Raw genomic sequence first — 21,778 nt, 5'->3', positions numbered from 1 at the left:
GCGGAGTTCAGGCGATCAGCGCCAGCAACTCGCGCGCCTCGGCCTTCTGCCACGGGTCGCCGTGCGCCACCACCAGGCGCAGGATGCGGCTGGCCTGGTCGAGATCGCCGCTGTCGATGCAGGCGCGGGCCCGGTCCAGGCTGGCCGAAGCCTCCTCCGGCGGCACCGTGGCCGGCTCTGGCTGGTCGAGTTCGAGGTGTTCGTACTCGGCGACATCCGGCAGTTCATGGAGATTGCTCTCGAACGCCAGGGGCTCCTCCTCCGCCGGTTCCGCCTTGCCGGCAGCGGCGCGGCGCGGCAGGTCGGGGTTGTCCAGGGGATTCTCCAGGGCGCCCCAGTCGAGATCGAGATCGAGGTTGAGGTCGCCGAAGCCGTCGGCGCCCGAGGTCGCATCCGGTTGCTGCAAAACGGGCGGCTCGGCCAGCGGCAGGTCGCTCCAGTCGTCGTCCTTGGTTGTTGCCGCCGGCGTCTCGGTCGCCGGCATCTGTAGCAGCGCCGGGTAGCGTCCGCGCAACTCGTCGATGGCCTCCGGGTTGCCGCCACTGGCCAGGGTTTCCTCGGCCAGCGCGTCGAAGCCGGCCGCATCGCCCAGCTCAGCCAGCACCAGCAACAGCTTCATCCGCGCGCTCAGGCGCTGCGGCTGCTCGGCGAGTACCTGACGCAGCAGGTCGCGGGCCTGTCCGTAGCGACCGTAGGCGATATAGATGTCGGCGCCGTCCAGCTTGTCCGCCGCAGCCATGGCGGCGCGCGGAGCGGCGGCCGGAGCAGGCGGAGGAGACGGCGGCGGGCTGGAGGGAGCGGCGACCGGCGGCCTGGCCTGTTCCTCGACCTTTGCCGGCGCCGGTGCGGCCGCCGGGGGGCGCGGCGCACGCCGCAGCGGCAGGTTCAGGGCGACCCGGCGCTTCGGTTCGACCGCCGGGACAGGAGCCTCTTCGCGGCGGCGACGCAACAGCAACACGCCGAGCAGAGCGAGGACCAGCAGCAGGACGATCATCCAGCGCCAGTACTGCGAGTCCGTCGGCGTTTCAACCGGTTGCGCAACCGAAGGCGCGGCCGCGGCGGGCGGCGGCGCCGCGGGCCGCACCGCCTGGCGCCGGGCCAGTTGCTGTTGCAGTTCGGCGACCTGGCGATCGCGCTGCTGCAGTTGTTCCTGCAAGGCCTGCAACTGGCGTTGCAGATCGTCCATCCGCTGGCTCAGTTCCTCCCGTTGCCGGGCCAACGCCTCGGCCTCGGCATCCGCCTGGCGCTGCGCCTCGACGAGAGCCGCCGGAGCGTTTTCCACCACGGCGGCATCGGCTGGCGGCAGGACTTCCACGGCCGCCTCCTTCACGGCGCCGGGCGCGCCTCGCTCCGGCTGGTAGCCGGCCGGCAGGCGCAGGCGCGCGCCGGCCTTGAGCCGGTGCCGGTCGGCATTGACGAAGGCCTGCGGATTGAGCTGGTACAGAGCCTCCATGAGTTGCGCGCGATCGGCGTTGCCGGCACCACGCAGGCGTCCGCTGATGGCCCAGAGGTTGTCGTTGGGGCGAGCCAGGTATTCGTCGCCCGGCTCCAGCAGTGCCGGGTCTACGACGGCCGCGGCACTACGCGGCGCGGGCGCCGGCGTCGAGGATTGCCGCTGCGGCTCGATCCCGCTGCGCGCGGCCGGAAGCATGCGCGGCGTATAACCGAGCGGATCGAGCAGTACGGTGAATTCGCGGACGATGCGGCCGTTGGGGCGGGCCACCTCCACCAGGAAATTCAGGTAGGGCTCCTGCACCGGTCGGATCGAGGACACATGGATGCGATTGCCACCGCGCCCCTGGAGCACCGGACTGAAACGCAGCTCGTTGAGGAACTGCAAGCGTTCCACCCCGGCCGCGGCGAAGACGTCGGCGCCCGCCAGGCGGACCTCGATCTCGTCCGCGCCGAGATCGCCGACGTCGAGCAGTTCGATATCCGCATCCAGCGGCTGGTTGAGCGCCGAATGCAGGGTGATGTCTCCCACTCCCAGGGCGCTCGCCTGCCCGGCCAACAGGCACGACCAGGCACACAACATGACACGCAAGGCTTTACCGGGCATTCCGTTCTTTTCTCCGCACTTCGAGCACACAGCCGGCCAGCGGTCGACTGCTACATCTATTTCACGTTAGCCCGAATTTCGCCCCGTACAGGGCTGAACGCACCACATGGCGCAAGACATGGCTTTTTGCCATCACTGAATAGAGGAATGCCGTGGAAACGGTCAAGATTTTTCGTCAGAAAACCGACGAAAACCTCTGTAGAGGGCTTTCGGACGAAAGCCCAGGAGGTGATGCCATAAAAATGGCGATTCTAGCGGAATTTCGTGACGCAGTGCTCAGCGCTTTTCCAGGTTCGCCAGGATTCGCAAGAGCACCTGCTGGCACAGCGCCTGCTCGGACTCGTCGATGCCGGTCAGTACGTCGTTGCGAACGCTGGCGGCGATGGCCTCGATATCGGCGATCAGCACATCGGCCTTGGGAGTCAGCACGATGTGCTTGGCCCGCCGGTCCTCCGCCACCGCCAGGCGCCGTACCAGGCCCTGGGACTCGAGGCCGTCGAGCAGCCGCGCCAGGGTCGGGCCTTCGACCCCGACCGATTGGGCCAACTCGCGCTGGGTGGGCGAATCGCGATGGCGCGCCAGATGCAACAACACCAACCAGCGCGCCTGGGACAGGCCGAGGTGACTGAGGCGGCGGTCGAGTTCAGCGCGCCAAGCACGGGAAGTCTGGGCTAGCAAGGTGCCGAAATAGTGCTTGTCTGTCTGAGCCATAGGAAAAAGGAGGTCCGATATTTCATTTGACTAATTATTAGTCGGCTAATAATGCCCGTCCAATTCCCCCCCGTACAATGACAAATTGTCGCACGATATGCCCAGGCCAGGCCCTGTCTACCACTTCGCGTACTGGTCCTCGACGAAGCCCCAGAGCCGCTCGATCCTCACCTCGGCACGACCTCGCGGACGCAGCACACCGCTGAAACAACCGAATATCTGCTTGAAGTTGCTCGCCAGCAGACCGAGGTTCAGCCGCTCCTGATGCATGCCGTGAGCCTCGAAGCGCAGCTCCACCTGGCCATCGTATGAACGGATGGTCCAGGGCCGCAGCGGCTGGTCGCGGTCGAAGTCGAAGCGCACGCTGTCGACCTTCAGCAGTTCGCCGTCCAGCCAGTAGCAGTTCTCGGTGAAGCTGGTCTCGTTGACTCCGCACGACAGGTTCAGGCCGACCCGCAAGCCGTCCGCCTCGCCGGACAGGCAAGCCCAGTTCCAGAAGGTTTCCGGGCGCATGTAGCCCGCCGACCAGTCGTGATGGGCGAAGGCGTCCAGCGCCTGCAGGTCGTGGTCGCCGAGGGCGCTGCGCACGTCGCCGCGACAGCGCACGCCGGCCACCTTCTGCGCGTAGACCCAGCCGTTCACCGCGGTCGGCGTACATAGGCACATCGGCTGGAAGCTCGGCGCCTCCTCGCTGAAGCAGGCGTCGATGCGGGTGCCATCGTCGAGTTCCACCAGCAGGCGTTTCTCCCGGTGAGCCATACGGTTCTCCAGGCGTAGCAGGTTGCGCCCCTGGCGCAGTTCGCAGACGCCGTCGTCCGGGGTCTGGGAAAACCGGGTTCCGAACCCCAGCGGCAGCTTGAAGCGCCGCTCCAGCATGCGTCCGCTGGAAGGCTGGTAGAGGTAGACGAAGCCGACGCCAAGCAAGCTCAGCTGGGCCAGGGCGCAGCCGCCGATCAGCTCCGGGCTGATCAGGCCGAAGTACTGGAACTGATGGAAGCGTCGCCATTTTCCCAGGGCCCCCACGCGCCGGCCCATCGGCGAACGGAAGTCGAAATCGCGGTAATTGATGTGCTGCGGGGCACTCGGGAAGATGCCGTAGTGCGGTTGGCCGTTGGCCTGGATCAAGCGCTGCATGGGGTCCGTCCGGAAGTCGTCTCGCGGTGGGGCCGGCAGCTCTGCGAAGAGCGGCCGTGCCTGGCATTTTTTCCTGTCGAACCTAGCATTCGCCGCCTCGTCACGCAGTCACCGGCGGCGCCAGCCACAGGGACAAAATCGGCCATGGACTCAGGCCACCACCTGGTTACGGCCGAACGCCTTGGCTTCGTAAAGCGCGCGATCGGCATGCTCGTAGAGATCGTAGAGACGCTTCAGGTCGTTGCCCGGGGTCGGCCACAGGCAGGACACGCCGACCGACAGGGTCACTTCGCGCGCCGTGTCCGACGCCTCGTGCTCCATGCGCAGCGCCTGGACCTGTGCGCGCAGCGCTTCCGCGCGCAGCCTCGCCTCGTGCTCGTTGGCGCCGTACAGCAACAGGGCGAACTCTTCGCCGCCCAGGCGCACCGCCATGTCCAGCGGACGCCTGGCATTCGCCTCGAACACCGCGCCGATGCGCTGCAGGACCGCATCGCCAGCCTGGTGTCCGTAGCGGTCGTTATAGGCCTTGAAATGGTCGACGTCGCAAAGCAGCAGCGCCAGGGTCTTCTGTTCGCGCTGGGCCTGGCGCCAGAGGCGGTCGAGGTGCTGGTTGAAGCTGCGCCGGTTGTGCAGGCCGGTCAGGCTGTCGTGGTCGGCCATCACCCGCAACAGGCGGCTGATGAGGAAATGCTCGCGCGACTTGAACTCCAGCAGGTAGCAGCCGACCGCGCCGATCAGGTTACCGAACAGCAGGAACAGCAGGTTGTTGCCCAGCGGCTCCTGGGTACCCGCCCACCACTCGAAACCCAGGTAGGCGAGCAGCACGACCAACGCACAGCTCAATGCCTGCGACAACCGCAGGCCGGCGAGGAAATAGGCGGCGAAACTGACCAGCAGCAGGCCTTCGTAGGGATAGCCGGGATCCGCCCGATGCGCCAGGCCGACCACCGCCGCCGCACCGACGCCAAGGGCGAGGACGCAGGCGATGCTCAGCGGCACCATCAGCTGGATGTGCCGGCGCAGCATGATCAGGCAGCCGCAGACCAGTAGCAGGACCAGCACGCCAAGGCGCACCGCCAGTACGCCCCACAGCGGGGGACCAGCGAGGATCAGCAGGTCGATGCCGATGAACGCCAGCCAGACGAGCATGCCGACGCTGAGGGCGATGCGTTTCAGCGCGAAGCTGTCCTCCAGCATGTAGCGCCGGTAGTCACGCTCCAGTTCGGGAAGGAAACGCAGACCGCGGAAACCGCGGTTCAATTGGTCGGCATAGAGGTTGGAACGGGAGTCGTCCAACCGGTCCTTCTGTGTCACGCACACCTCTTCTCTTGGAGGGCTTGGCGTCACAGTAGACGCTTGCGAAGGACGTCACAAGATTGGCGTCAGAAAATACCGGCAAATGGCCATATCACGACTCCAGTTCCACCTGCAGGGCGGCGCGCACGCAGTGCAGCACGCCACTCGGCACCCGCTTGCCGAAACGCTCCTCCAGCGCCGCCACCGGCGGCAGTTCGCCGTCTTCCTCGAGGAAGGCGTCCTGGATTTCGCCGAGGAGTTCCTCGGGCAGATCCAGCGCCTGCTCCAGGCTCACCTGCTGACCGGCGATGGCCTCGGCGAGCATCGCGTAGACGTTCTTCTCGCTGCAATTGAGCTGGCGGGCTATCTGCGCCGGGGTCATCCCCGCACAGGCCAGGCTGGCCAATTCGTGGCGCAGGTCCTGCGGCGGCGCGGCGGGCGCCGCCGGCGAGTCGGTGAGGACATCGAGGAAGGCCTGGCCGTAGCGCTCCAGCTTGCGCGCGCCGACCCCGCTGACCTGGGCCATGTCGGATAGCGAGCGCGGCTGGCTGCGGAGCATTTCCAGCAGGGTCGCGTCGGGGAAGATCACATAGGGCGGCACCGAATGCTCTTCGGCCAGCTTGCGCCGCAGCGCGCGCAGGGCCTCCCACATTTCCCGCTCTTCGCTGCGCACCAATTGGCTGGCGGCGCTGGCGCCGCCGCTGGAGGAGCCCTTGGCGCGCTGTGGTTTGAGGTCGCGGCGCAGCTCCAGCCGCACCTCGCCCCGCAGCAGCGGACGACAGGCCTCGGTCAGGCGCAGGCCGCCGAAGCCGTCCAGGTCGACGTCGGCCAGGCCACGCGCGACCAACTGGCGGAACAGGGTCCGCCATTCGTCTTCGCCACGCCCCTTGCCGATCCCGAACACCGCCAGGTGCTGGTGGCCGAGACTGCGGATCTTCTCGGTCTCGCGGCCGAGCAGGATATCCACCAGATGGCCGACGCCGTAGCGCTGGCCGCTGCGGTAGATCGCCGACAGCGCCTGGCGCGCGGATTCGGTGGCATCCCAGGTTTCCACGCCGTCCACGCAGTTGTCGCAATGCCCGCAGGGCTGCGGCATCTCCTCGTCGAAATAGGCCAGCAGCGCCTGGCGCCGGCAACGGGTTTCCTCACAGAGCGCCAGCATGGCTTCCAGCTTGTGCCGCTCGACGCGCTTGTGCCGCTCGTCGCCCTCGGAACTCTGCATCATCTGCCGCAGCAGCAGGACGTCCTGCAGGCCGTAGGCCATCCAGACGTCGGCCGGCAGGCCATCGCGGCCGGCGCGGCCGGTTTCCTGGTAATAGGCCTCGAGGCTCTTGGGCAGGTCGAGGTGGGCGACGAAACGCACGTTGGGCTTGTCGATGCCCATGCCGAAGGCGATGGTCGCCACCATGATCAAGCCTTCCTCGTTGAGGAAGCGCTTCTGGTGGTGGGCACGCAGTTCGTTGGACAGTCCGGCGTGATACGGCAGCGCGGGGAAGCCCTGGTTGCCGAGGAACTCCGCGACCTCCTCGACCTTCTTCCGCGACAGGCAGTAGACGATGCCGGCATCGCCGCGCCGCTCGGAGAGGAAGCCGAGCAACTGCTTGCGCGGCTGCTCCTTGGGCACGATGCGGTAGAAGATGTTCGGCCGGTCGAAGCTGGAGAGGAACTGCTCGGCGTTCTGCAGGTGCAGGCGCTGGATCATCTCCTCGCGGGTACGCATGTCCGCGGTGGCGGTCAGGGCGATCCGCGGCACCTGCGGGAACAGCTCGGCAAGCTGGCCGAGCTGCAGGTATTCGGGACGGAAGTCATGGCCCCATTGCGACACGCAGTGCGCTTCGTCGATGGCGAACAGGCCGACCGGCAGTCGTTGCAGGAAGGCCAGCATGCGCGGCTGGACCAACCGCTCCGGTGCCAGGTAGAGCAGCTTGATCTCGCCACGCTGCAGGCGCTCGGCGATGTCCCGCTGCTGCTCGGGGTTGAGGGTGGAGTTCAGCGCCACCGCCGGCACGCCGAGTTCGTCCAGGGTGGCGACCTGGTCCTCCATCAGCGCGATCAGCGGCGACACCACCACCGTCAGGCCTTCGCGCAGCAGCGCCGGGACCTGGAAACACAGGGACTTGCCACCGCCGGTGGGCATCAGTACCAGCGCATCGCCACCCTCGGCTACCCGCTCGATGATCCGTGCCTGGTTGCCACGGAAGGCGTCGTAACCGAAAACGTCTTTGAGGATGCGTAGGGCTTGCTCGCGCATGAAGGACTCCAAATCGAGCGGCGCATTATACGCCAGGGAGGCTCGATCGGGCCGGTACCTTGTCGCCGGAAAGGACGAAAACCTCAGCGATAGCGCTGACGTTCCTGTTTGAAAAGGATGCGGACGATGGCGAATTCGCGCTCCATCTGTTCGATCAGCGCCGGCGCCCGTTGCAGGTCGCCGCGCCTGGCGCTTTCCTCCAGCTCCTTGCAGTAGCCGGCGAGGAGTACCGCGCCCATGTTGCTGCTGCCTCCCTTGAAGCTGTGTGCGGTATGCCGCAAAGCCTGGGCATCGCCGGCCTGAAGGGCGGCATGCAGGCTGCGCAGGCGCTCCTCGGAGTCGAGCACGAAGGTATCCAGCAGGACCGGATATTCGTCCTCCATGACCTCCTGCAGCGAAGCCAGAACACGATCATCGAGATGCGGCGCGGACATTCGATCGCTCCCTGAAGTCGACTTCCGATGCCCTACCCATTAGGAGCACCGCGACGAAAGCGCGATTATGCCTGAGGCGACCAGAAAAACTCCACGGACACCACCTTTCCGTCGGCCGACCACTGGCAACGATCGGACAATTCGCGGATCAGGCGCAAACCCCTGCCGCAGAGGCGTTCCTGGCGCTCCACAGCATTCAGCGCGCGCTCCACGTCGAAACCTTCGCCGCTGTCCTCGACCCGCACCAGCAGACGCCCCCCCGCGCCATGCGGCGCCAGGTCCAGGTGCAGTCGCACGTAGCCGTCGCGCAAGGCCTGCAGGCGGCTGACCCGCTCCTGGTAATAGCGGGCGAATCCCGCCGCGTCGCTCTTCATCGTCGAATCGAGGCCGATGACGCCATGTTCCAGGGCGTTCGAATAGAGTTCGGCGAGTACCGTATACAGCGCGCCGCCGCGCGCGCGCAGGTCGTGGACCTCGAGCAGCAGTTGCAGCACATGGGGCAGCGGGTTGAAATGCTTGAGGGTTTCGGCGCGGAATTCGAAGCTCACCGACCAGTCCAGCGGACTGCTCACGCCGCTATCGGAAAACGCCAGCGGCGGGCATTGCAGGCCGCTATCCGGCTGCAGCCGCACTTCGAGCATGCTCACGTCGTCCTGCACCGCGCCGCGGAACTGCGCCAGGCTGCGCTGGATCTCGTCGAACAGCGCGGACGGCTGGCGATTGCGCTCGAACAGCTGGAGCAGCCGCGCCTCGCCGAACATCTCGCCAGCCTTGTTGCTGGCCTCGAGGACCCCGTCGGAAAACAGGAATATCCGATCTTCGATATCCAGCGGATAGGTTTCGCAACGGTCGCTGAACGCCGCCGGTTCGAGGATTCCCAGCGGCAGGTGGCGGGACACCAGGGCGACCCGCTCGCCGCTGGCGGCGCGCAGCAGGTAGCCGTCCGGCAAGCCGCCGTTCCAGACCTCCACCAGTTCGCGCTGGAAGCTCAGGTTGAGCAAGGTGGCGCAGCAGAACACGCCGACCGGCAGGATGCGCTTCAGCTTGGCGTTCATCTCGCGGAGGATGTCGGCCATCGGATAGCCCTTGGCGGTCATCCCGTAGAACACCTCGGCCAGCGGCATCGCGCCGATCGCCGCCGGCAGGCCGTGGCCGGTGAAGTCGCCGAGCAGCACGTGCATGCCGCCGGACGGCTTGTAGGCGGCCAGCAGCAGGTCGCCGTTGAACAGCGCGAGGGGCGATTGCAGGTAGCGCACGTTGCTGGCGTTCAGGCAGCCGGAATGGGCCACCTTGTCGAACACCGCCTTGGCCACCCGCTGTTCGTTGAGCAGGTGCTCGTTGTGCCGGACGATCAGGTCGCGCTGCTCCAGCACCGTTCGTTGCAGCAGGTGCAGGCGTCCCATGGCGTTGATCTTGGCTTCGAGGATCACCCGGTTGTACGGCTTGGAGAGGAAGTCGTCGCCGCCCGCCTCCAGGCTCTGCACCAGCGCCTCGGTTTCGCTGAGGGAGGTGAGGAAGATGATCGGCACCAACTCCTCGCCGGCCTGCTGCTTGATCCGCCGGGCAGCCTCGAAGCCATCCATCACCGGCATCATCACGTCCATCAGGACCAGTTGCGGCCGCTCGGTCTCGAACAGCGCCACCGCCTCCAGGCCGTTGCCGGCGGTCAGCACGCGATGCCCCTGGCGGCTCACGATGGTCGACAGCAGCAGGCGGTCGGCCGCGTTGTCCTCGGCGATGAGAATCGTCAGGCTCTCGATCCGCGCCGCCGGGGGATTCATTTCAGCTGATCTTGAACAACTGCTCGAAGTTGGAGATGGCGAGGATCTTGCGCACTTCCGGGCTACAGTTCGCCAGGCTTATCTGCGCGTTCTCGCCGCCGGCGTGGTCGCGCAGCAGCAGGAGCATGCCGAGGGCCGAGCTGTCCAGGTAGGTGGCGTTGCGCAGGTCGACGACATAGCGTCGCGGAGTGATCGCGACCCGCTCGTAGGCATCGCGGAAATCCTGATGGGCCCCGAAGTCGAAGCGCCCCTGGATCTGGATGGTCAACTCTTGCCCATCGGCCGAGGGCAGCGCAGTGATGGCCATGGAAGTCTCCTGGTAGGCGTGGCGGATCGAGGGAAGGCTTGAATCATGTAAGCAGTTCCCCGGCAAAGCGGCAACTTGCCAGATCACCTGACTATCAGAAATATCTGTCAATACAACTAGATCGCGCAGTCCTAAACTGCCCCGCTCCGAGCCAGCCGTCCTGTGCCGAGCGGGCTGCGACGGCGCCGCCGCGCGTGGCGCTCGGAGCCTGGGCAGTGGGCGAAAGTCTCGTCCCACCTGCCCGTCCCAAGCGGACCCGCGCCAGGCTGCCAGGTCACCCCCGGCGCAACCTGGCGCGGGTCCGCTTCCTTGCGCTACTTGGCCCGGTAGATGATGCCCGGGCTGCACTGCACCATCTGGTAGTGGTCGGGCAGGTTGTTCAACGCCTCGGAGGCGCCGAGGAACAGGTAGCCGCCAGGCTTGAGCGTGCCATGGATGCGCAGCAGGATGTCGCGCTTCACCTCGGCGGAGAAATAGATCAGCACGTTGCGGCAGAACACCATGTCGAACTTGCCGAGGCTGGCGTAGCTGTCCAGCAGGTTCAGGGCACGGAACTCGACGCGGCTGCGGATCGCCGGCTTGACCGCCCAGCGCCCCGGTCCCTTGGCGTCGAAATAGCGTTGCAGACGCTCCGGGGACAGACCGCGGCCCATCGCCAGGGTGTCGTATTCGCCGGCCTTGGCGGCGGTGAGCATCGACCCCGACAGGTCGGTGGCGACGATCTGCACGCCCGCCTTCAACTGCCCCAGGTTGGTCTTCTCGAACTCGTCGATGGCCATCGACAGCGAGTACGGCTCCTGGCCTGACGAACAGGCCGCCGACCAGATCCGCAGGCGCTGCCCGCCGTTGGCCTTGATCAGTTCGGGAAGAACCCGCTGCTTGAGCACCTCGAACGGGTAGGTATCGCGAAACCACAGGGTCTCGTTGGTGGTCATCGCGTCCACCACCATCTCGCGCAGGCCGCCGCGCTGGGTCTGGATGCGCTGCACCAGCTCTCCCAGGCTCTTGATGCCCTGCTGCTCCATCAGCTTGTTCAGCCGGCTTGAGACCAGGTACTGCTTGTTGCTGCCCAGCACAATGCCGCAGGTCTTCTCGAGGAAGACCCTGAACAACTCGAAATCCGCATTAGCTGCCGACACGCATAAGCCTCTTCGCCCTGGGCGACCGGAACGCAGCCGGTCGCCCGTATTCACATTGTTGTCGAGGGCCGATCGCTCAGCCCGCGTCCACCGCCTTGATCCGCTCCACCACCCGCGCCGCCAGATCGTCCGGACGGAACTTGGCGAGGAAGTCGTCCGCACCGACCTTCTTCACCATCGCCTGGTTGAAGACCCCGGACAACGAAGTATGCAAGAGAATGTGCAGTTTCTGCAGGCGGGGATCGCTACGGATTTCCGCCGTCAGGGTATAACCGTCCATTTCCGGCATTTCGATGTCGGAGATCAGCATCAGCAGCTCGTCTTCCGGACGCCGTCCCTCGGAGAGCATGTTCTGCAGGTACTCCAGGGCCTGGCGCCCGTCGTTGAGCGCGGTCATTTCCACGCCGACCGCCTCCAGGCAACGGATTACCTGCTTGCGCGCCACCGACGAATCGTCCACCACCAGCACCCGCTTGGTCACCGCGCGGCTCTGGGTCTCGGCGTCCACCACTCCGTGGGACACTTCCTCGGACGTCGGTGCGACCTCCGCGAGCACTTTTTCCACGTCGATGATTTCCACCAACTGCTTGTCCACCCGGGTCACCGCGGTCAGGTAATGCTCGCGGCCGGCGCCCTTGGGTGGCGGATGGATCTCTTCCCAGTTCATGTTGACGATGCGCTCCACCGAGCGCACCAGGAAGCCCTGCACCTTGGTGTTGTACTCGGTGATGATCGCGAAGCTGTTGGTCAGGTCCTGCAACCCGCGGCGGCCGGTGGCCAGCGCCAGGTCGAGGATCGGAATGGTGCCTCCGCGGATGTTCGCCACCCCGCGCACCACCGGGCTGGACTTGGGCATCACCGTCAGGCGCGGGCACTGCAACACCTCTTTCACCTTGAACACGTTGATGCCGTAGAGCTGGTTGCCGTCCAGGCGGAACAGAAGCAGCTCCAGACGGTTCTGTCCGACCAACTGCGTACGCTGGTTGACTGAATCCAAAACACCGGCCATTGGCGCTCCCCTCAGACGGTCGTGCCGGACTCCGGCACGACCATTGCTTAACCCGTTGCATGAAACAGGCAACGACAGTTTTTCGACGAATAATGGCATGTAGCCATACTTCTCTACGGTTTTTACCCGTTTTGCTCGGGCTCGGCTACCTGTGCGCGGCTAACAACAGCCAGGCCCAGGGTTTTACCGCTCCCGAGGTACTTATCGGCTCCACCCAGGGGTTTCTTGAATTCAAGGTAGAAGAATATCTGCAGAATAGCGGACTCGACGGGCGCTACCAGATTCAGGTCAATCGCGTCGACCCGCGCTTGCGCCTGGCCGAATGCGACAGGGACTTGACGCTCAGCCAGGAAAGTCCGGCACAACCGATCGGCAGGGTCACCGTGCGCATCAGTTGCGAAGGCAGTGCGCCCTGGACCATCTTCATGCCGGCGCAGGTGAAACTGTTCCGCCAGGTAGTGGTCGCGGTGCAGCCACTCAAGCGCGCGCACGTGCTGGAGGATGCCGACATCGCCCTGGTCGAGCGCGACGTCGGCCTGCTGACCCAGGGCTACCTGACCGATCCGGCCCGCGTCGTCGGGCAGAAGCTGCGCCGACCGGTGGTCAACGACCAGGTGCTGGCGCCGGTCTTCCTCGAGCAGGCCGAGGCCGTGCGCAAGGGCGACCAGGTGGTGATCCTCGCACGCACCGCCACCATCAACGTCAAGATGCCCGGCGAGGCGCTGTCCGATGGCGCCCCGGGCCAGCAGATCCGCGTGCGCAACCTGCGCTCGCAGCGGATAATCAAGGCCCGCGTGATAGAACCCGGCACGGTCGAGGTGAATATGTAGAGGGAAAGCCGTGGCCGGTAGCGCTGGCGCTACCCCGGCGGGTTTCTCTAAACTGGGAAACGACGCACGAAAATAAGTCCTAAAGTTTTTCAAGCCTTCGCCGAAAAGCTAGGCAAGCGTCCAATACCTTCGAGGTTTACAACCATGGTCATCGACTTCAACCGGCTGAATCCCGGCAGCACGCCAGCCACCACCGGCCGTACCGGCAGCACCGCCGCGGGGCGTCCCGACGCCACTGGCGCCGACAAGGCAGGCCAGGCCGCGACTTCCGCTCCGAAGAGCGGCGAGTCGGTGCAGATCAGCGAAACCGCCCAGAACATGCAGAAAGTCACGGACCAGCTGCAGACCCTGCCGGTGGTCGACAACGATAAGGTTGCCCGGATCAAGCAAGCGATCGCCGATGGCACTTATCAGGTCGACAGCGAGCGTGTTGCCAGCAAGCTGCTCGACTTCGAATCCCAGCGCTGACCTCGAAGGACGCGCTGGAGGACATTGGACGCCGAATGAACTCCCGAGCCCGAGATGCCTGACTCCCCTACCCTGCTCGATCTGTTCGCCGAGGATATCGGCCACGCCAGCCAACTCCTGCAGTTGGTCGACGAAGAATTCCAGGCCCTGGAACGGCGCGAGCTGCCGGTCCTGCAACAGCTTCTCGGGGCCAAGCAGCCACTGATGCAGCAACTGGAGCGAAATGGCCGGGCCCGCGCGGAAATCCTCCGCGAAGCCGGCGTTTCCCTCGACCGCGAAGGCCTTGCCCGCTACGCCCGCGAGCGTGCGGATGGCGCCGAGCTGCTGGCGCGCGGCGACGAACTGGGCGAACTGCTGGAGCGTTGCCAGCAGGCCAACCTGCGCAACGGGCGGATCATCCGCGCCAACCAGGCTTCCACCGGCAGCCTGCTGAACATCCTCCGCGGCCAGGACGCCCCGAGCCTGTACGACAGCCGCGGCGGCACCGCCTCGAGCAGCCGGCAACGCCCGCTCAGCCAGGCCTGAACCCGACCAGCACACGTATCAAGGCACAGTGCTATCATTGAGGCATTCGTGCCCCAGGAGAGCATTGAAGGTGCCCAACCCGTTCGTCGAAGAAGCGGGGCCGCAACCCCCGAAGGTGCTCAAGGCCCCCGTGGAAATCCAGGCCAACCTGCGCCTGCTGCAGGATAGCCGCGACTCCCTGCTGATCACCTTTGCCGATCGCAACCAGCGCTTCCAGAGCTTCCTGGTGGACATCGACCGCGACCGCGGGATGGTCGCGCTGGACGAACTCATCCCCAACACCGGCGAACGTTTCCTGCAGAATGGCGAGGCGTTTCGCGTCGAAGCCTTCCACGAAGGCGTGCGTATCGCCTGGGAATGCGAGCGCCCGGTGCAGTTCGGCGAACACGACGGCGTTCCCTGCTACTGGGCCGCCCTTCCCGCCGAAGTGCTCTACCACCAGCGCCGCAACGCCTACCGCGCCAGCATCAAGCAGAGCCAGCCGATCGCCGCGGAAATCGCCGGGGAGAAACTCCGCGCGCCGCTGAGCGGACAACTGCTGGATATCTCCGCCACCGGCGCCAAGCTGCGCTTCGCCGGCAATGTCGCCGAACGCCTGCATCCCGGCGAGATCTACGAAGACTTCAGCGCCCAGCTGCCACAGGGCGCGATCAGTAGCGCGATCGAACTGCGTCACGTGCGCTTCGACGAAAAGCTCGACGCGACCTTCGCCGGCGTCCGCTTCAGCGAGATGAGCGGCCTCGCCCAGCGTCAGGTGGATCGCTTCGTCTACCAGTTACAGCGCGAAGCGCGGCGCTTCGAGAAAGACGAACTGTTCTGAGTTTCACAGGACCAGCCCCAGCGCCGCCAGGCGCGGCAGGTCCTCGGGACGGTCGACGTCCCAGAGCGCCGGCAACAGGTGATGCTCCCAGCCCAGTTGCCGGAGACGCTCGCAGGTGAGCGCCAGCAGGCGGTCTCCGCCCCAGGGCATCGACTCGAACAACAGCGGGTCGACCCGGGTCAGGCCGAGCAGCGCGTAGCCGCCCCGCTCCACCGGCCCCAGCACCGCCTGGTGGCGGCCCAGGGCGGTGCAGGCCGCTTCCAGGTAGTCGCCGTCCAGCACCGGGCAGTCGTGGCGAATCAGCAGTACCGCCTCGCTTTCCGCCAACCCCAGCGCCGCGATACGCCGCATGCGCTCGCCGGGGTCGCCGGCCGGCTGGCTCATCAGGCTCCAGCCCAATGCCACCGCCAGCGCCTGCAGATCGCTGTCCAGATCGTCGTCGAACCAGAGGATGCGGGCGCTGAAACCGCGATCGGGCAGGCGCAGGGCGCGTTCCAGCAATACCCGCTGCAAGCGTCCCGCGCTCTCCTCGCCGATGGCCTGGGCGATCTTCGGCCGCCGCTGCCCGGGCGGCAGGTTGCGCACCATCAGGTGAAGGGAAAGCGTCGGACTCATCGCAACCTCTCCTGCCTATCGGCTCCCGCGGCGAGCGGAGTTCAGTTCTGCGTCGCACCGTCGGCCTGCGGCGCGTCGGGCTCGCCATCGACCATCTGCTCCTGCACCGCCTGTTCGTCTACCCGCGGATCGAGCGCCGCGACCAGCGGGGAGCTGGTCATGTTGTCCGGGGTCGGCACGTGGTGCAGCGGCGCGTCGTCGACCCGGTGCAGGCCGCTGACCTTCTCCGGATGGACCCGCCAGACCAGGATCAGCGCGCAGGCGCTGACGAACGCATATAGCATGTTAGCGCCAAACAGCCGCATCAGCGCGCCGGCCGCCAGCGGTCCGATGCAGGCGCCGACGCCGAAGGTCACCAGCAGCATGGCGGTCAGCGAAACCCGTCGCTCGGTCTCCACATGGTCGTTGGAAAAGGCCACTGCCAGCGGATAGAGGGTGAACTGCAACATGCTCGCGGCGATTCCCAGGGCCAGCAGCAACGCCAGCGGCATCTGTTGCAACAATGCCAGCGGCAAGGCGAACAGGCACAGCAGGATGGCGCAGGCGCGGATCAGCCAGGCGCGGTCGCGACGGTCGGACAGCCAGCCGAGCGGCCACTGCACCAGCAGCCCGGCGAAGATGCAGGCGCCCATGTACAGGCCGACCTGCTCGTTGGGCAACCCCAACTGGTTGGCATACAGCGGCGCCAGGCCATAGAAGGAGCCGACCACCAGCCCCGAGACCAATACGGTGGTCAGCGACTGCGGCACCCGGCGGATGAAGAAACGTGGTTCGAGCGGCGCCGGGCGCAGCGCTGCGGGGTGGATCTTGTGGGTCAGGGCCAGCGGCACCAGGCACAGGGCGAAGCAGAAGGCCACCAGCATCAGCAACTCCGGCCCCAGTTGCGGATGCGCCACCAGGATCATCTGGCCGAGCACCAGGCCCAGGTAGGAAGCCGCCATGTAGCCGCCGAACACCGCGCCGCGCTGGCTGGCATCGGCCTGCTCGTTGAGCCAGCTCTCGATCACCATGTACTGGCACATCAGGCCCAGGCCCATCACCATGCGCAAGGCGATCCAGGCCGGCAGCCAGGGCAGCAGGCCATGGCCGAGGACCGCGGCGGTGACCACCCCGGCGCAGGCGACGTAGGCGCGGATGTGGCCGACCCGGGCGATCAGCCGGTGACCGACCTTGCCGCCCAGCACCAGGCCGAAGTAGTTGGCTGCCATCAGCGCGCCGACCCACAGGCCGTCGACCTTGTCCGCCGCCAGGCGCAGCGCCAGGTAGGTGCTGAGCAGGCCGGAGCCGGTGAGCATCAGCAGGGTAGCGAAATAGAGAGCGCGAAAAGAGAAGAAAATCCGCCGCATCGGACCTCCGGTCCCGTACAAGGGAGCCGGCGCCGCTCGCGGACTGCCCGGCTCGCACAGCGTTGGAGTCCCGGGGAGGCCCCGGGACAGGACGCGGGATGCCGAAGCCGGCACCCGACACCACGACCCTGCCGCCGCGAGGCGGCAGGGGGTGACACAGGGCTAGGAAAGTACCACGGTGGATCAGGCCTGGGCTGCCAGGACGCGACGCTCCCAGGGGCTGATCTCGTCGAAGAAGCTGGTCAGCTCCATGCTCTTGGTCGCCACGTAGCCTTCGACGAACTCGCTGCCGAACAGTTCGCGCGCCAGCGCGCTGCCTTTCAGGCGCCGCAGGGCGTCGTACATGGTGCAAGGCAGGGTCAACTCCTCCGGTACCTCGAACTCACCCTGGATCGCCGGGCTCGGCTCCAGTTCGTGCTCCAGGCCGTAGAGACCGGCGGCCAGGCTGGCGGCGATGGCCAGGTAAGGGTTGGCGTCGGCGCCCGGCAGGCGATTCTCGACGCGCCGCGCGGAGGCTCCGCTGGCCGGGATGCGTAGGCCGGCGGCGCGGTTGTCGTGGGACCAGCAGGCGTTGTTCGGCGAAGCGTAGGGATGGCAGAGGCGCTGGAAGGAGTTCACATGCGGCGCGAAGAAGGGCGTGAAGTCCGCCAGGCAGGCCTGCTGGCCGCCGATGAAGTGGCGGAACGCGGCGGAAGGCTCGCCATCGGCTTCGCTGAAGATGTTTCGCCCGCCGTCCAGTTCGACGATGCTCTGGTGGATGTGCATCGAGCTGCCCGGCGTCTTCGCCAGCGGCTTGGCCATGCACACCACGATCAGGCCGTGCTTGAGCGCGACCTCCTTGAGCAGGTGCTTGAACAGGAAGGTCTGGTCGGCCAGCAGGACCGGGTCGCCATGCAGGAAGTTGATCTCGAACTGGCTGGTGCCCATCTCGTGCATGAAGGTGTCGCGCACCAGGCCCAGCGCATCCATGCAGCGGTAGACGTCCTCGAAGAACGGCCGCAGGCCGTTGTTGGAAGACACGCTGAAGGCCGAATAGCCCAGCTCGCGCCGGCCATCCGGCCCCAGCGGGGCCTGGAACGGCTCGTTGGGATCGGTGTTCGGGGCGAAGACGAAGAACTCCAGTTCGGTGGCCACCACCGGTTGCCAGCCGTGGGCGGCGTAGCGCGCCACCACCTGCTTGAGCAGGCCGCGGGTGGACAGCCCGGACGGCGTGCCATCCAGTTCCTGCGCATCGCAGATGGCGAAGGCGCGCGGAGTGTTGCTCCAGGGCAGGCGATGGACCTGGGTCGGCTCGGCGACCAGCGCCAGGTCGCCATCGTCGCTGCCATAGAAGCGCGCCGGCGGGTAGCCGCCCATGATGCATTGCAGCAGCACGCCACGGGCGAGCTGCAGGCGCCGGCCGCTGAGGAAGCCCTCGCCGGTCATCACCTTGCCGCGCGGCACCCCGTTGAGGTCGGGGGTGACGCATTCGATTTCTTCAACTCCAGCCAGCCGTTCGGCGAGTGAGCCTTGGCCTTCGATAGTCATGACTTCTTATCCTTGTTGGTATCGCGGATGCCGCACCGGGCGGCGGCCGCGTACAAAATACGCATCGCTTGTTCAAGATATCAAGCATGCGGCACATTCTCGCGTGTGCAAAGCCTTTCGCCGCAGAGGCGTTCTGCCTTGCCTGCCGGGTACGAGGAAAAACGCCGGCCAGGCGTATATCCTCTGTGCCTTCGCCGCCCTACCCGCCACAGGAGTACTGCCGTTGATTCTCGGAACATCCAAGGCCGACTGGCTCGCCGAATTCCCGCGCCTGGCCGACCTCATCGCCCTGCGCCCGAGCGAGTGGTTCAACCCGGCCATCGCGCCGAGCGCCGAAGCCCTGGCCGACGTCGGCCTCGGCGCCGCCGACGTGGCCGACGCCAGCGCCCGCCTGCAGCGCTTCGCCCCGCTGATCGCCCGGCTGTTTCCGGAAACCGCCGCCAGCGGCGGCATCATCGAGTCCGACCTGGTCGAGGTCGCCACCTTCCACGATGCCCTGCGCCAGCATTACGCCGCCGAACTGCCCGGCCGGCTCTGGCTGAAACGCGATAGCCACCTGCCGATCTCCGGCTCGATCAAGGCCCGCGGCGGCATCTATGAAGTGCTCGCCCATGCCGAGCGCCTGGCCCTGGAGCACGGCCTGGTCGGCCTCGACGACGACTACTCGCGGCTGGCCGAGGCGGATTGCCGGGCATTCTTCGCCCGCCACCGGATAGCGGTGGGCTCCACCGGCAACCTGGGCCTTTCCATCGGCATCATCGGCGCCGCGCTGGGCTTCCAGGCCAGCGTGCACATGTCCGCCGACGCCCGCCAGTGGAAGAAGGACAAGCTGCGCGCCCACGGCGTGACGGTGGTGGAGTACGCCTCCGACTACAGTGTCGCGGTGGAACAGGGCCGCCGCGAAGCGGCCGGCGATCCCTACACCCATTTCGTCGACGACGAAAACTCCCGCGACCTGTTCCTCGGCTACGCCGTCGCCGCCGAGCGACTGCGCGGCCAGTTGGACGCCGCCGGCATCCGCGTCGACAGCGAGCACCCGCTGTTCGTCCATCTGCCCTGCGGGGTCGGCGGCGGTCCCGGCGGGGTGGCCTTCGGCCTCAAGCTGGCGTTCGGCGACGCGGTGCACTGCCTGTTCGCCGAGCCGACCCATTCGCCCTGCATGTTCCTCGGCGTCTATACCGGCCGCCACGAGCAGGTTTCGGTGCAGGACTTCGGCATCGACAACCGCACCGCCGCCGATGGCCTGGCGGTGGGGCGTCCGTCGGGCTTCGTCGGCCGCGCCATGCAGCGCCTGCTCGACGGCTACTACACGGTGGACGACGACGAGTTGTTCCGCCTGCTCGCCTTGCTCGAGCGCAGCCAGGGCATCCGCCTGGAACCCTCGGCCCTGGCCGGCGCGCCGGGCATCGCCCGGGTCACCCGTGAGCCGCAGGGCTATCGCGAACGCATGGGGCTGACCTCGGCGCGCCTGGCCAATGCTACCCACCTGGTCTGGGCCACCGGCGGCGGCATGGTGCCCGAGGCGGAAATGCGCGCCTACCTGGAGCGAGGCCGCTCGCTGCTGGACTGACACCGACACGCGCGGGGCGCCACGACCGTCCCGCCACCTCCCGACGAGGACCTTGCATGCGCACACCCGCCTGGCTCGGCAGCGGCATGCCGCTGCTCTTCGTGCTGCTCTGGAGCACTGGATTCCTCGGCGCCAAGTTCGGCCTGCCGTACGCCGAGCCCTTCACCTTCCTGGCCATCCGCCTGCTCCTCGCGGCCGCCCTGCTGGCCGCCTTCGCCCTGCTCAGCCGTGCGCCCTGGCCGGGCTCGGCACGGCTGGCCGGGCATGTCGCGGTCGCCGGCCTGCTGGTCCATGGCCTGTACCTGGGCGGGGTGTTCCTCGCCATCGAGCACGGCATGTCGGCCGGCCTGACCTCCCTGTTGGTCGGCCTGCAACCGCTGGCTACCGCGGCCCTGGCCGGCATCTGGCTCGGCGAGCGGGTCAGCCGCCGGCAATGGCTGGGACTGGCGCTCGGCCTGGCTGGCGTAGCCCTGGTGGTGCTCGGCCGCATCCACGGTGGCGCCGACGGCCTGGCCTGGGCCGCGGTGCTGGTGGCGCTGGCGGCGATCACCTGCGGCACGCTGTACCAGAAGCGCTTCTGCGGCGGCATGGACCTGCGCACCGGCGGCGTCGTCCAGTACCTGGCCAGCGGCGCCCTGCTCGGCCTCGCCGCGCTGCTTTTCGAAAGCCGCGAGGTGCAGTGGAGCACGCCGTTCGTGCTGACCCTCGGCTGGCTGGTGCTGGGACTCTCGTTCGGCGCCGTCGGCCTGCTCTACACGCTGATCCGGCATGGCGCCGCATCGAAGGTGGCGAGCCTGTTCTACCTGGTGCCGCCAGTGACCGCGCTGGCCTCCTGGCTGCTGTTCGACGAGCGCCTGGCGCCGGCGGCGATCGGCGGCATGCTGCTGGTGATGCTCGGCGTCGCGCTGGTCAACTGGCCGGGCCGGCGCGCCTGAGGCCTCAGTGGCTGTAGTGCCGGGTGGCGGCGAAGCGGTTGAGGAACAGGTGGATCACCAGCACCGTCATCAGCGTGATCAGCACCGCGAAGCACACCGAGGTAAATCGGTAGAGCACGCTGTACATCATGTCGTGGGTTGGCGTCAGGTACTGGCCGAGGACGATCGCCAGGGTGGTCAGCGCGCCGAAACCGATCCCCGGTACGCCGTTCTCCAGCATGTGGATGCGCGCGCAGAACATCGCCGAGATCCACAGCAACAGGGCGACGAAGGGCAGGATGTCGTAGTGATCGTAGAGCAGCACCTGCAAGCCCACCGCCAGCGCACAGCCAAGCAGCGTACCGAGGGCGCGGATGCGCCCAGCGAAGTGCACGCCCTTCCAGTGCATGGGAAACAACACCAGGATCGAGGCGATCTGCGCCGACAGCGAGTCCTTCAGGTCGAAGGTCTGGAAGACCACGAAGGACAGGGTCGCCACCGTGGCCCCGAGCAGCGTCTCGTGGCGCCGGCTGGGGGCGTCCTTGGCCGGCGCCTGGCGCGGCGGCCGCGGTTCGACGTCGGGGAACAGGTAGAACATCAGCACGGCGATGGCCACCGTCAGCCAGGTGGCAACCATGTTGCTGGCGAGCATGTCGAACAGATCGACGTCCGGATAGCTGGCAAAGTGCAGCAGCATCGAGAGGAACACCGAACTCAGTGCGCCGAAGAAGAACAGCGGGCCGCGCGCCATCAGGGCGAAGCGGTAGACGAAGAGGCCGAAGACGATAGGCGTCATCAGCAGCGGCCGGTCGCCGAACAACCCGTACAGCACCAGTACCTCGACGCTGATCACCACGGAGTTGGCGAGGAACTGGCGGACGATGTGCAGGTTGATCACCGGCGTCAGGCCGAGCAGCAGCATCGGGTAGACGCCGAAGAACGAGCCGTAGTCCCAGTTCATCAGCTTGCAGACGAAGAACCCCAGGGTGCCGCCGCCGGCGATGCGCAGGCACTGACGCAGGTCGTTGGCGGACATCGCGAG

The 21,778-nt window shown here is 66.8% G+C and carries 20 protein-coding genes; 6 read left to right on the top strand and 14 right to left on the bottom strand.

Annotated elements, in window-relative coordinates; genetic code table 11:
• Positions 1-7: 7 nt before the first annotated feature.
• The 10 genes from AT700_RS08090 to AT700_RS08045 all read right to left on the bottom strand — a co-directional run bounded on the left by AT700_RS08090 (position 8) and on the right by AT700_RS08045 (position 12,121).
• Positions 8-2,059, bottom strand: coding sequence for a FimV/HubP family polar landmark protein (locus tag AT700_RS08090; RefSeq protein ID WP_034016938.1), 2,052 nt, complete (start codon positions 2,057-2,059; stop codon positions 8-10).
• Between the two features lie 276 nt (positions 2,060-2,335).
• Positions 2,336-2,770, bottom strand: a complete 435-nt coding sequence (locus AT700_RS08085) for a MarR family transcriptional regulator (protein ID WP_003091721.1) — start codon at positions 2,768-2,770, stop codon at positions 2,336-2,338.
• Positions 2,771-2,887: 117 nt separating this feature from the next.
• Positions 2,888-3,904 carry a DUF2804 domain-containing protein gene (locus AT700_RS08080; protein WP_003098754.1) on the bottom strand — a complete coding sequence of 339 codons (1,017 nt, stop codon included), beginning with the start codon at positions 3,902-3,904 and terminating at the stop codon, positions 2,888-2,890.
• Positions 3,905-4,054: 150 nt separating this feature from the next.
• Positions 4,055-5,224, bottom strand: coding sequence for a diguanylate cyclase (locus AT700_RS08075; protein ID WP_003119637.1), 1,170 nt, complete (start codon positions 5,222-5,224; stop codon positions 4,055-4,057).
• An 88-nt stretch (positions 5,225-5,312) separates the two neighbouring features.
• The gene (gene recQ, locus AT700_RS08070) at positions 5,313-7,451 is read right to left on the bottom strand and encodes a DNA helicase RecQ (protein WP_048520868.1); all 2,139 of its coding nucleotides are present in this window, start codon (positions 7,449-7,451) and stop codon (positions 5,313-5,315) included.
• An 83-nt stretch (positions 7,452-7,534) separates the two neighbouring features.
• Entirely contained in the window at positions 7,535-7,885 is a 351-nt protein-coding gene (htpB, locus tag AT700_RS08065) for a two-component system sensor histidine kinase HtpB (RefSeq protein ID WP_003091725.1), read from the bottom strand.
• Between the two features lie 65 nt (positions 7,886-7,950).
• Positions 7,951-9,666 carry a two-component system response regulator HsbR gene (hsbR, locus tag AT700_RS08060; protein ID WP_003098751.1) on the bottom strand — a complete coding sequence of 572 codons (1,716 nt, stop codon included), beginning with the start codon at positions 9,664-9,666 and terminating at the stop codon, positions 7,951-7,953.
• Between the two features lies 1 nt (position 9,667).
• Positions 9,668-9,973 (bottom strand): anti-anti sigma factor HsbA, encoded by a 306-nt coding sequence (gene hsbA / locus AT700_RS08055; RefSeq protein ID WP_003091727.1) that lies wholly within the window; start codon positions 9,971-9,973, stop codon positions 9,668-9,670.
• 314 nt (positions 9,974-10,287) lie between these two features.
• Positions 10,288-11,112: a protein-glutamate O-methyltransferase CheR gene (gene cheR / locus AT700_RS08050; RefSeq protein ID WP_003091728.1), complete on the bottom strand. Its 825-nt coding sequence runs from the start codon at positions 11,110-11,112 to the stop codon at positions 10,288-10,290.
• A 76-nt stretch (positions 11,113-11,188) separates the two neighbouring features.
• Positions 11,189-12,121, bottom strand: coding sequence for a chemotaxis protein CheV (locus AT700_RS08045; protein ID WP_003098747.1), 933 nt, complete (start codon positions 12,119-12,121; stop codon positions 11,189-11,191).
• A 131-nt stretch (positions 12,122-12,252) separates the two neighbouring features.
• Between AT700_RS08045 and flgA the strand changes: the two genes are divergently transcribed.
• The 4 genes from flgA to flgZ all read left to right on the top strand — a co-directional run bounded on the left by flgA (position 12,253) and on the right by flgZ (position 14,764).
• Entirely contained in the window at positions 12,253-12,951 is a 699-nt protein-coding gene (flgA, locus tag AT700_RS08040; RefSeq protein ID WP_003098745.1) for a flagellar basal body P-ring formation chaperone FlgA, read from the top strand.
• Positions 12,952-13,095: 144 nt separating this feature from the next.
• Positions 13,096-13,419: a flagellar biosynthesis anti-sigma factor FlgM gene (gene flgM / locus AT700_RS08035; protein WP_003098742.1), complete on the top strand. Its 324-nt coding sequence runs from the start codon at positions 13,096-13,098 to the stop codon at positions 13,417-13,419.
• 54 nt (positions 13,420-13,473) lie between these two features.
• Positions 13,474-13,944, top strand: coding sequence for a flagella synthesis protein FlgN (locus AT700_RS08030; protein WP_003091733.1), 471 nt, complete (start codon positions 13,474-13,476; stop codon positions 13,942-13,944).
• Positions 13,945-13,972: 28 nt separating this feature from the next.
• Positions 13,973-14,764 carry a flagellar brake protein FlgZ gene (gene flgZ, locus AT700_RS08025; RefSeq protein WP_003119635.1) on the top strand — a complete coding sequence of 264 codons (792 nt, stop codon included), beginning with the start codon at positions 13,973-13,975 and terminating at the stop codon, positions 14,762-14,764.
• Positions 14,765-14,767: 3 nt separating this feature from the next.
• Here flgZ and AT700_RS08020 read toward each other — a convergent pair whose 3' ends face one another.
• The 3 genes from AT700_RS08020 to AT700_RS08010 form a co-directional block, all read right to left on the bottom strand.
• Complete coding sequence (locus AT700_RS08020; protein WP_003113134.1) at positions 14,768-15,379, bottom strand: TIGR04282 family arsenosugar biosynthesis glycosyltransferase; 612 nt, start codon at positions 15,377-15,379, stop codon at positions 14,768-14,770.
• 41 nt (positions 15,380-15,420) lie between these two features.
• Positions 15,421-16,725: an MFS transporter gene (locus AT700_RS08015; protein WP_003098737.1), complete on the bottom strand. Its 1,305-nt coding sequence runs from the start codon at positions 16,723-16,725 to the stop codon at positions 15,421-15,423.
• A gap of 183 nt (positions 16,726-16,908) precedes the next feature.
• Complete coding sequence (locus tag AT700_RS08010) at positions 16,909-18,150, bottom strand: glutamine synthetase family protein (protein ID WP_003119633.1); 1,242 nt, start codon at positions 18,148-18,150, stop codon at positions 16,909-16,911.
• A gap of 325 nt (positions 18,151-18,475) precedes the next feature.
• Between AT700_RS08010 and dsdA the strand changes: the two genes are divergently transcribed.
• Positions 18,476-19,822, top strand: a complete 1,347-nt coding sequence (gene dsdA, locus AT700_RS08005; RefSeq protein WP_031634214.1) for a D-serine ammonia-lyase — start codon at positions 18,476-18,478, stop codon at positions 19,820-19,822.
• 56 nt (positions 19,823-19,878) lie between these two features.
• Positions 19,879-20,757, top strand: a complete 879-nt coding sequence (locus AT700_RS08000; protein WP_023128693.1) for a DMT family transporter — start codon at positions 19,879-19,881, stop codon at positions 20,755-20,757.
• A 4-nt stretch (positions 20,758-20,761) separates the two neighbouring features.
• Here AT700_RS08000 and AT700_RS07995 read toward each other — a convergent pair whose 3' ends face one another.
• A complete protein-coding gene (locus AT700_RS07995; RefSeq protein WP_003119630.1) occupies positions 20,762-21,772 on the bottom strand; it encodes a DUF2955 domain-containing protein in 1,011 nt (336 codons plus the stop codon).
• Positions 21,773-21,778 lie beyond the last annotated feature (6 nt).

Source organism: Pseudomonas aeruginosa (genome assembly GCF_001457615.1).
GTDB lineage: Bacteria > Pseudomonadota > Gammaproteobacteria > Pseudomonadales > Pseudomonadaceae > Pseudomonas > Pseudomonas aeruginosa.
Note: the sequence above shows the minus strand (reverse complement) of the source record. Positions and strands in the feature narration are given on the sequence as shown.